9 protein-coding genes and 1 pseudogene are annotated in these 9,359 nt (G+C 72.0%); 4 read left to right on the forward strand and 6 right to left on the reverse strand.

Features of this window, described 5'->3' with window-relative positions:
* From AB0D49_RS41605 to AB0D49_RS41615, 3 genes are all read right to left on the reverse strand, one after another.
* The coding region (locus AB0D49_RS41605; protein ID WP_362769448.1) for a hypothetical protein at positions 1-206 on the reverse strand (206 nt) is incomplete at its 3' end.
* A gap of 218 nt (positions 207-424) precedes the next feature.
* Complete coding sequence (locus AB0D49_RS41610) at positions 425-886, reverse strand: HD domain-containing protein (protein WP_362769451.1); 462 nt, start codon at positions 884-886, stop codon at positions 425-427.
* 88 nt (positions 887-974) lie between these two features.
* Positions 975-2,162, reverse strand: a complete 1,188-nt coding sequence (locus tag AB0D49_RS41615; RefSeq protein ID WP_362769454.1) for a PP2C family protein-serine/threonine phosphatase — start codon at positions 2,160-2,162, stop codon at positions 975-977.
* A 265-nt stretch (positions 2,163-2,427) separates the two neighbouring features.
* On the opposite strand from AB0D49_RS41615, the gene AB0D49_RS41620 reads away from it, so the two are divergent.
* A complete protein-coding gene (locus AB0D49_RS41620) occupies positions 2,428-3,630 on the forward strand; it encodes a GNAT family N-acetyltransferase (RefSeq protein WP_362769471.1) in 1,203 nt (400 codons plus the stop codon).
* Between the two features lie 38 nt (positions 3,631-3,668).
* Here the strand turns inward: AB0D49_RS41620 and AB0D49_RS41625 are convergent, their stop codons facing one another.
* Together AB0D49_RS41625 and AB0D49_RS41630 are read right to left on the reverse strand one after the other, a co-directional pair.
* Positions 3,669-4,478, reverse strand: a complete 810-nt coding sequence (locus AB0D49_RS41625; protein ID WP_362769456.1) for a DNA-formamidopyrimidine glycosylase family protein — start codon at positions 4,476-4,478, stop codon at positions 3,669-3,671.
* A gap of 63 nt (positions 4,479-4,541) precedes the next feature.
* A complete protein-coding gene (locus tag AB0D49_RS41630; protein ID WP_362769459.1) occupies positions 4,542-5,036 on the reverse strand; it encodes a ribose-5-phosphate isomerase in 495 nt (164 codons plus the stop codon).
* A 220-nt stretch (positions 5,037-5,256) separates the two neighbouring features.
* Here AB0D49_RS41630 and AB0D49_RS41635 point away from each other — a divergent pair, with 220 nt between their 5' ends.
* Positions 5,257-6,696 carry an amino acid permease gene (locus tag AB0D49_RS41635; protein WP_362769462.1) on the forward strand — a complete coding sequence of 480 codons (1,440 nt, stop codon included), beginning with the start codon at positions 5,257-5,259 and terminating at the stop codon, positions 6,694-6,696.
* A gap of 38 nt (positions 6,697-6,734) precedes the next feature.
* Here the strand turns inward: AB0D49_RS41635 and AB0D49_RS41640 are convergent, their stop codons facing one another.
* The gene (locus tag AB0D49_RS41640; RefSeq protein WP_362769465.1) at positions 6,735-7,316 is read right to left on the reverse strand and encodes a biotin transporter BioY; all 582 of its coding nucleotides are present in this window, start codon (positions 7,314-7,316) and stop codon (positions 6,735-6,737) included.
* A 271-nt stretch (positions 7,317-7,587) separates the two neighbouring features.
* Between AB0D49_RS41640 and AB0D49_RS41645 the strand changes: the two genes are divergently transcribed.
* Both AB0D49_RS41645 and AB0D49_RS41650 read left to right on the forward strand, forming a co-directional pair.
* On the forward strand, positions 7,588-8,988 hold the full coding sequence (locus tag AB0D49_RS41645) for an amino acid permease (protein ID WP_362769468.1): 1,401 nt from the start codon (positions 7,588-7,590) through the stop codon (positions 8,986-8,988).
* 132 nt (positions 8,989-9,120) lie between these two features.
* A pseudogene (locus tag AB0D49_RS41650) lies at positions 9,121-9,359 on the forward strand (superoxide dismutase); the annotation flags it as partial.

Below are 9,359 nucleotides of genomic sequence, written 5' to 3' on the forward strand. Positions count from 1 at the left end.
TCCAGATAGGCGTCCCCCCACTCCCCCGACGACATCGACGACACCGACGTCGCCAACTCCGCCAACAACCCCTGCAACTCACCCAACTGCGACTCAAGCTCACGCTGAGGCGCCACCAGATGCGCACGCATCAACACCGGATCGGCATCCGGCATCTCCGAACCCGTCAACGCGAGAAACAGACCGTTAAGCTCATCTGAAGCCATGGACAACGAGTGTTGACACGTCGGGACGCAGTGACCATGGGGCGCCTCAGCAATTACGGGAAGTTAGCAGCAGCGAAACATCACGCACCGCGCAACCGGTGACAGATGTCGGCGAACAGGACAGGCGCCGATTTCAGCTGCAACACACATCGATGCCCCTTGAAACTTATCTCCCCTTTATTGACGCCGTCCAAAGAGAGTCGGTCAGCCGCCGTCGGTCAGCCACCGTCCGCCAGCCCCAGCAGCCCCCGCATCCGCGCGTACTTCCGCGTCAGCCGCTCCCGTGTCGCCTCCCCCAGCACCGCCAGCCGCCCCGGGTCGGCGTTGTGGGCGAGGTCCGCCTCCTTGACCAGCAGGGCGCCCGGCACCGCCAGGACGCGGGCCGCGTACGCCTCCGGGGTCTCCCCGGCCCGCTTGGTCAGGGCGAGGACGATCGCCTTCGTCCGGGGCGTCAGCGGCGCACCGGCGAGCCAGTCCCCGGACACGGCGTCGTCCTCGACCGCGTCGTGCAGCCAGGCCGCCGCGATCTGGTCGGGGTCGCCGCCCCGGCGCCGTACGCCGTTGGCGACGGCTCGCAGGTGCTCGGCGTAGGGGCGGCCGGCCTTGTCGGTCTGGCCCTCGTGGGCGGCGCGGGCGAGCGCCTCGATCTGGGGGAGGGTGAGCCGCACGGCGTCGGTCACGGCTTCCCGGCTCCCGTTCGGGTCCGGTTCCCGGTGGACCCGTCCCGGGCCGTCTCAGGGGCGTACAGGGTCGTCGGCGGGACGGGGCTCACGGCGTGCCCGGCGGGGTGGCCGTCCCGCCGCCCTCCCGGCTGATCAGCAGCAGTGCCCGGTCGTCGTTGACGTCCTTGGCGACCGCCTCGATCAGATGCCAGGCGGCGCCCTGGAAGCCCCCGGCCACATAGCGGTCGGCCTCGCCGGTGAGCCGGTCGATGCCCTCCACGATGTCCCGTTCGGAGGTCTCGACCAGGCCGTCCGTGAACAGCATCAGCACGTCCCCGGGGCGCAGGGCGCCCTTGACCGGGTCGAACTGGGCCGCGTCGTAGACCCCGAGCAGCGGGCCCTCGGCGGCCTTCTCCTCCCAGCGTCCGCTTCCGGCGCTGAGCTGGAGGCCCGGTGGATGGCCCGCGGAGTACAGCTCGTAGTCCCCGGAGTCGAGGTCCAGGACCAGGTGGATGGAGGTGGCGAAGCCCTCGTCCCAGTCCTGGCGGAGCAGGTAGCCGTTGGCGGCGGGGAGGAAGGCGTGCGGCGGGAGGGAGCCGAGGAGGCCGCCGAAGGCGCCGGACAGGAGCAGGGCGCGGGAGCCCGCGTCCATGCCCTTGCCGGAGACATCGGTGAGGACGACCTCCAGGGTCCGGCCGCCGTTGGTGCGGGCCGCGACCACGAAGTCGCCGGAGAAGGACTGGCCGCCCGCCGGGCGCAGCGCCATCTCGCGGTGCCAGCCCGCCGGGAGCTTGGGCAGCCTGCTCTGGGTGCGGATGCGTTCGCGCAGGTCGAAGAGCATGGTGCCGCCGCGCCGCCAGGGCACGCCGACCCGGCTGCGGAACTGGGCGATCAGCAGTCCGAAGAATCCGCAGGCGGCGACGACCAGCACCACACCCGGGGTGACCCGGGCGGGTCCCTCGGTGTAGGGGCCGAGCTGGACGGACTCCAGGATCAGCGCGGTGGCGGCGCCCGCGTACAGCCCGAGCAGGCTGGCGGGGCGCAGCAGCAGTCCGCCCGCCACGATCGGCAGGACCAGCGCGGCCGGGGAGAACCAGACCGGGTTGGCGAGGGTCATGGCGGTGATCACGGGGATGGTGAGCAGCAGCCCGACGAGCGCGATCCAGTCGGAGCCGTCGCCGCGGAAGTAGTCCACGGCGCTTCTGCGCACGCCGACGCGGGCCCGGTGCCACTGCATCTTCAACCGGGCCGGGAACGTCTCGGCCGCCGCGCGCCGCTCTCGTCCTGCTGCCATTAGTTCGGGACCCTATCCATCGGACCGGCCGCCCGGCACGGGAGGTCCCACTTGTCCCCCGTCCGAGGCTCGACTTCACAGTGAACTTCACGGAAAGCCGTCGCGCCGCCCCCCGGCGGAAATTCCCTGGAACGTCCGGCAATGCCCTGATAGGCATGGGTTCATGGTGAGTAGAACAAGTACGACGAGTGGCTCGACGGCTGGTGCGGGTGCACCTGCGAGCGTGGCGCATCTTCGGGTGCCGCACAAGGACGACAAGGACGAGATGTCGACGTGGTACGACACCTTGATCCGGGCGTTCGGCGGGGTGCCGGAGGCGCCCGAGGAGCGCGAACTGTGGGACGACCTGATCGAGGCGGAACGTTCCCTCGGGGCGTGGGACGGCGATGAGGTGGTCGGGACCGCCGGGGCGTTCGCGTTCCGGATGACCGTACCCGGCGGTGCGCTGGTCCCGGCGGCCGGGGTGACCATGGTCAGCGTGGCGGCCACCCACCGGCGGCGCGGGGTGCTGACCGCGATGATGACCCGCCAGTTGTCCGACATCCGGTCCTGGGGCTGGCCGCTGGCCGTGCTGACGGCGTCCGAGCCGGCGATCTACGGCCGGTTCGGCTATGGCATCGGGACGTACTCGATGACCCTGACGGCCGACACCCGCCGGGTACGGCTCTCGATGCCGCCGGGGACGGACGACGTACGGCTGCGGTACGCGGCGCCCGGTGAGGTGCTGGAGGCGTGCGAGGCGGTCTACGCGGCGAAGGTGCCGGGGCGGGCCGGGATGCTGGCCCGGCAGCCCGGCTGGGAGCGGCTGCCGCTGCTGGACCCGGAGAACGAGCGGGAGGGCGGCTCGCCGTTGCAGTGCGTGGTCGCGGAGCGGGCCGACGGGCGGGTCGTCGGGTACACCCGGTTCCAGGTGAAGCCGCGGTGGGAGACGTCCGGGCCGAGCGGGGTGGTCCGGCTGCGGGACGTGGAGGCGCTCGATCCGGCGGCGTACGCGGCGCTGTGGCGGTTCCTGTTCGAGATCGATCTCACCTCGACGCTGGAGACGCGTGGACGCCCGGTGGACGATCCGCTGCTCCACCTGGTGTCGGACGTACGACGGCTGGGCGTACAGGTGAAGGACTCGGCGCACGTACGGCTGGTGGACGTGGCGGCGGCGCTGGCGGCCCGGACGTACGCGGCGCCGGTGGATGTGGTGCTGGACGTCGAGGACGCGTTCTGCCCCTGGAACGCGGGGCGCTGGCGGCTCACCGGGGACGCCGGGGGCGCGTCCTGCGAGCGGACCACGGACCCGGCGGACCTCGCGCTGTCCGTACGGGAGTTGGGCACGGCCTATCTCGGCGGTGTGTCGCTGGCGGCGCTGGCCGGGGCGGGGCAGGTCCGGGAGGCGCGGGAGGGGGCACTGGCGGCGGCGTCGCTGGCGTTCGGACCCGGCGGTGGTCCGGCGGCCTGGCTGCCGCACGGGTTCTGACCGGAGCCGAGGAGAGCCGGGGAGGCGGGCCCGGCGGGTCAGCGGGACTGACAGGCCGGGCACCAGAAGAGGTTGCGGGCGGCGAGACCGGCGGTGCGGATCTCGCCGCCGCAGAGGTGGCAGGGCTGGTGGGCCCGGCGGTAGACGTACACCTCGCCGCCGTGGTCGTCCACCCTCGGCGGGCGGCCCATCGCCTCGGGGGTGTGCTCCGGGCGGACGGTGTCGATCCGGTTGGTGCGCACGCCCTCGCGCATCAGGACCACCAGGTCGGCCCAGAGGGCGTCCCACTCGGCCGGGGTGAGGTCCTTGCCCGGACGGTAGGGATCGATGCCGTGCCGGAAGAGGACCTCCGCCCGGTAGACGTTGCCGACCCCGGCGATCAGCTTCTGGTCCATCAGCAGTGCGGCGATCGTCGTACGGCTGCGGGAGATCCGGCGGTACGCGGCGGCCGGGTCGGCGTCCGCGCGCAGCGGATCGGGGCCGAGCCGGTCGTGGACGGCCCGCTTCTCGGCGTCCGTGATCAGGGCGCAGGTGGTCGGGCCGCGCAGATCGACGTACGCGGTGTCGTGGGCGAGCCGGAGCCGGACGGTGTCCGTGGGCGGGGGCGGCGGGGCGGCGCCGAAGCCGACCTTGCCGAACAGGCCGAGGTGGATATGGACCCAGTCGGCGTCCCGGAACCCCAGGAAGAGATGCTTGCCGTGGGCGTCGGCCCGCTCCAGCGGCGTACGGTCCAGCAGGGCGGCGGCGTCGCTGAACTTGCCCTGGGGGCTGCTGACCCGGACCGGGCGCCCGGCGAAGGCCGCCGCGTAGTCCTGGGCGAGCCGGTGGATGGTGTGCCCCTCAGGCAAGTTCCCGCTTCCTTCCCCGCCCTCGGACCGTCTGGACCGTCTGGATCGTCGGCTGCCGGTCGCTCAGCCCCGCGGGTCCTGCGGGTGGTGCGCCGGGATGGGGGGCAGGTCGCCCGTCGTCTCGTAGGCGCTCAGCATGTCGATGCGCCGGATGTGGCGCTCGTCGCCGGAGAACGGCGTGGTCAGGAAGGTCTCGACGAACGCCGTCGCCTCGTCCTCGGAGTGCATCCGGGCGCCGACCGCGACCACGTTGGCGTTGTTGTGCTGACGGCCGAGCGCGGCGGTCTCGGTGCTCCAGGCGAGGGCCGCGCGCACGCCCGCGACCTTGTTCGCGGCGATCTGCTCGCCGTTGCCGGAGCCGCCGATCACGATGCCGAGGGCGTCCGGGTCCGCGGCCGTGCGCTCGGCGGCGCGCAGGCAGAACGGCGGGTAGTCGTCCTGGGCGTCATAGAGGTGCGGCCCGCAGTCCACGGGCTCATGGCCCGCCGACTTCAGCCAGTCGACGAGGTGGTTCTTGAGTTCGTAGCCCGCATGGTCCGAGCCGAGGTACACGCGCATGGGATGAGTGTGACATGCGGGGGTGGGCGGGGCAGCGCAGGGGGCCGGGGCGGCGACGGAGCGGTCCCCGCGTTCGATCACTGTGTGTGAGGGCCGTGAACCTCTGGAAAACCTCAAGCGTCGGGCTGGATTCGAAGGTTCTGTTCTATGGTTCCCTCCGATTCACCGGAAGGTCCGACTTGTACGCCCCCACGCCCTCCCCCCACCGTGAGGACCCCACATGACCGCCCCACCCCCCGTGACCGACACCGGGACGTCCGACGACCGGAGCGGGGCGCCCGCGTCCGGGTCCGGGCTCCAGGCCGGGCTGAAGAACCGCCATCTGTCGATGATCGCCATCGGCGGGGTGATCGGCGCCGGACTGTTCGTCGGCTCCAGCTCCGGGATCGCCACCGCGGGCCCCGGCATCCTGCTCTCGTACGCGCTCGTCGGCACGCTCGTGGTGCTGGTGATGCGGATGCTGGGCGAGATGTCGGCGGCCAATCCGACCTCGGGGTCGTTCTCCGCGCACGCCGACCGGGCGCTCGGCCGCTGGGCCGGGTTCTCCATCGGCTGGCTGTACTGGTTCTTCTGGGTCGTGGTGCTCGCCGTCGAGGCGACCGCCGGGGCCGCGATCCTGGAGGGCTGGATCCCGGCCGTACCGCAGTGGGCGTGGGCGCTGCTGGTGATGGTGGTGCTCACCGGGACGAACCTGGTGTCGGTGGGCTCCTACGGCGAGTTCGAGTTCTGGTTCGCCGGGATCAAGGTCGTCGCGATCGGCGCGTTCATCGTGATCGGCGGGCTCGCGGTGTTCGGGGTGCTGCCGGGCGTCGACAGCGAGCAGGCGGGGCTGGCCAACCTCACCGAGCACGGCGGCTTCCTGCCCAACGGGCCGGGCGCGATCCTCACCGGGGTGCTGCTGGTGGTCTTCTCCTTCATGGGCAGCGAGATCGCCACGCTGGCGGCCGGGGAGTCCGAGGACCCGCAGCGGGCGGTCACCAAGTCGACCAACAGCATCATCTGGCGGATCGGCGTCTTCTATCTCGGCTCGATCTTCGTGGTCGTGGCGCTGCTGCCGTGGGACTCCCCGGCGATCCAGGAGGACGGCTCGTACGTGGCCGCGCTCGACTCGCTGGGGATCGCGCACGCCGGGCAGATCATGAACTTCATCGTGCTGACGTCCGTGCTGTCCTGCCTCAACTCCGGGCTCTACACGGCGTCCAGGATGGCGTTCTCGCTCGGGCAGCGGGGGGACGCGCCGGGCGCCTTCGCGCGGACCACGGCCCGCGGAGTGCCCCGTACGGCGATCCTGGTCTCCGTCGTCTTCGGGTTCGTCGCCGTGTTCTTCAACTACAAGTTCCCGGACTCGGTCTTCCTGTTCCTGGTCAACTCGTCCGGGGCGGTGGCCCTGTTCGTCTGGCTGGTGATCTGCTTCTCGCAGCTGCGGATGCGGAAGATCATCGAGCGGGAGTCACCGGAGAAGCTGGTCGTCCGGATGTGGCTGTACCCGTATCTGACCTGGGCCGCCGCGGGGCTGATCGTGTTCGTGCTCGGGTACATGCTGACCGACACGGAGCACGACGGGCGGACGACGGTCCTGCTGTCGCTGCTGGTCGCGGCCGGGGTCGTCGCGGTCGCCGTGGGGCGTGAGCGGGTCCGGCGGCGTACGGCGGCGGGCTGAGGCGCGCGGTGTCGGCGCCCCGGCCCGCCGGCCCGTCGTCAGTCGCGCCTGGTCAGCTTCCACGCCAGGGGCAGCGCGCCCATCGCGAGGGCCGCCTTGAGGGCGTCGCCGAGCAGGAACGGCGTCAGGCCCGCGGCGACGGCCGCCGTGAGGGACATGTCCGCCGCCAGCGCCAGATACGGGACGCCGATCGCGTAGATGACGGCCTCGCCCAGCACCATCGCCCCCGCCATGCGCAGCGGCGAGCGGTCGGCGCCGCGGCGGGCCAGCGCGCCGACCGCCGTGGCGGCCAGCAACATGCCGATGACATAGCCGAAGGACGGGGCGGCGACGCCGCTGCCGCCCTCGGCGAACCAGGGCACGCCCGCCATGCCGACCAGCGCGTACAGCGCGAGGGAGAGGAAGCCGCGACCGGCGCCGAGCGCGGTGCCGACCAGCAGGGCGGCGAAGGTCTGGCCGGTCACCGGGACCGGGGAGCCGGGCACCGGGACGGCGATCTGGGCGGCGACACCGGTGAGGGCGGCGCCGCCCACGACCAGCGCGAGGTCGCGGACGCGGGAGGCCGGGAGCAGGTCGGCGAGAACCAGGCCCGGACGGGCGGTGGTGGCGGCGGTGGCCATGGGGACTCCGCGGGGGTGAGGACAGTTCGGGACATCGGCGACGCTATCCCAGCGGTGAAGCGCCGATCACCGTCAGCAGACGACAAAGGCGGGGTCCGCGTCTTGGTGTGCTCCGCACAAAGAGAGCCGGATACACCTGGGCGGGCGTGACGCCGGTCACGGAGGTGGGGACGGCCACATCACACCGGGCGCGGACTGACGGACTGTTGGATTCCTCCAAGACCGCTCCAGTACGAGTAACCAGACAGCAAGCAGCGAGGACGAACCGCATATGACCACCACCCCCACTCCCCCGCCCGCCCCGGCGAAGACCCCGGGGGCGGCCCCGGCGCCGACGGACCTCACGCACGGCCTGAAGCAGCGCCATCTGTCGATGATCGCGCTCGGCGGGGTGATCGGCGCCGGGCTGTTCGTCGGCTCGGGGGCGGGGATCGCCGCCGCCGGGCCGTCGATCGTCGTCGCCTACACCCTGTCCGGGCTGCTGGTGATGCTGGTGATGCGGATGCTGGGCGAGATGTCGGCGGCGTATCCGTCGTCGGGGTCGTTCTCCGCGCACGCCGAGCGGGCGATCGGGCCGTGGGCCGGGTTCACGGCGGGCTGGGCGTTCTGGGTGCTGCTGTGCACGGCGGTGGGTCTGGAGGGCATCGGCGCGGCGAAGATCGTGAGCGGCTGGCTGCCGGGGACGCCGGAGTGGGCGTGGGTGGCGCTGTTCATGGTGGTGTTCTGCGCCGTGAACCTGGCGGCGGTGCGCAGCTTCGGCGAGTTCGAGTTCTGGTTCGCCGCGCTGAAGGTCGGGGCGATCAGCCTGTTCCTGGTCCTGGGCGTGCTGGCGATCGCCGGGCTGCTGCCGGGTACCGACTCGCCCGGCACGGACCATCTGGGCGACTTCCTGCCGGGCGGCGGCGAGGGCCTGGTGATCGGGCTGCTCGCGTCGGTGTTCGCGTACGGCGGGCTGGAGACGGTCACCATCGCGGCGGCGGAGTCGGAGGACCCGGTGCGCGGGGTGGCGGGCGCGGTGCGGACCGCGATGTGGCGGATCGCGCTGTTCTACATCGGCTCGATGGCGGTCGTGGTGACCCTGGTGCCGTGGGACTCCCCGGCGGTCGTGGAGAAGGGCCCGTACGTCGCCACGCTGGACCAGCTGGGCATCCCGGGCGCCGGGCAGCTGATGAACGTGGTGGTGCTGGTGGCGCTGCTGAGCGCGATGAACGCCAACATCTACGGCGCCTCGCGGATCGCCTACTCGCTGGTGGCGCGCGGACAGGGCCCGAAGGCGCTGGGCCGGGTGTCGGGCGGGGTGCCGAGGACCGCGGTGGCCGCGTCCTCGGTGTTCGGCTTCGGCTGCGTCCTGCTCAGCTACTGGCGCCCGGACGATGTCTTCTCCTGGCTGCTGAACATGATCGGCGCGGTGATCCTGGTCGTCTGGATCTTCATCGCGGTGTCCCAGCTGCGGCTGCGGCGCAGGCTGGAGCGGGAGGCGCCGGGGGCGCTGGTGGTGCGGATGTGGGCGTTCCCGGTGCTGACCTGGGTGGCGCTGGCCGGGATGGTGACGGTGTTCGTGCTGATGGCACGGGAGCCGGGCACCCGGGTGCAGTTGTACTCGACCGGCGCCATGACCCTCGCCCTGGCGGCGCTCGGCTACGCCCGGCAGCGCCGCCGCGCCACGACCTGACGCCGGGGGCCTCCCGCCGCGCCACGGCCTGACGCCGGGGCTCTTTTCGCGCGCCCCTGCCACGCGCGAACACCGTCCTGCTGCTAGCGTGCACTTGCAAGCCTTATGCAATAAGAGGTCGGAGGGGACCGTATGCCCGTCTACACGCTGCCTGAACTGCCGTACGACTACTCCGCGCTCGCCCCGGTGATCAGCCCCGAGATCATCGAGCTGCACCACGACAAACACCACGCGGCGTACGTCAAGGGGGCCAACGACACTCTGGAGCAGCTCGCGGAGGCCCGCGACAAGGAGACCTGGGGCTCCATCAACGGCCTGGAGAAGAACCTCGCCTTCCACCTCTCCGGCCACATCCTGCACTCCATCTACTG

Origin of the sequence: Streptomyces sp. NPDC048290 (assembly GCF_040652095.1) — a bacterium.
Classification (GTDB): domain Bacteria; phylum Actinomycetota; class Actinomycetes; order Streptomycetales; family Streptomycetaceae; genus Streptomyces.